Here is a 613-nt window from a genome sequence, read left to right on the forward strand (position 1 = left end):
AGAAAGCCTTTAGATGACAACTCCGTAAGGACGTTATGCGACTGACCCAACTTATGCTTCTAAATTGAACAGTGTGATTTCAGAACTTGGATTGAGTATTTATGACCAAGGGGGAGAGGTTTCTAGTGCGAGCGCTGTTACAACAAGCTCAGCAGCCACACCAAATTCAGTCGGAACTTATAAAGTACAAGAAGGGGACTCGTTGTCAGCAATCGCTGCACAATATGGAACAACAGTAGAGGCACTTGTATCAGCAAATAGTTTGGAGAGTGCTAACGATATTCATGTTGGGGAAGTCTTACAAGTTGCTGGAGCAAGTAGTACGACAACAAACACAAGTAATACTGCTTCAAGCACATCAGCTAATACATATACTATCAAATCAGGGGATAGCCTTTATTCAATTGCTGAGCAATATGGAATGAAAGTTTCATCATTGATGTCAGCTAATGGAATTTATGATGTTAACACAATGCTCCAAGTAGGACAAGTTTTACAAGTTAGTACAAACAGTTCAACAAATGCAAGCACATCAGCATCTGCAGTAAAAAATGCGGCAGAATGGCTCAAGACTCAAGGATTTGAACTTGAAGATCCGCCTGTTGATGCGGAT

The 613-nt window shown here is 40.8% G+C and carries 1 protein-coding gene; it reads left to right on the top strand.

From position 1 onward, the window contains the following. Positions 1-202: 202 nt before the first annotated feature. A partial coding sequence (locus tag BABA_RS12100; protein WP_007085477.1) for a LysM peptidoglycan-binding domain-containing protein occupies positions 203-613 on the top strand: 411 nt, incomplete at its 3' end.

This window comes from Neobacillus bataviensis LMG 21833 (genome assembly GCF_000307875.1).
Taxonomy (GTDB): Bacteria; Bacillota; Bacilli; order Bacillales; family Cytobacillaceae; genus Neobacillus; species Neobacillus bataviensis.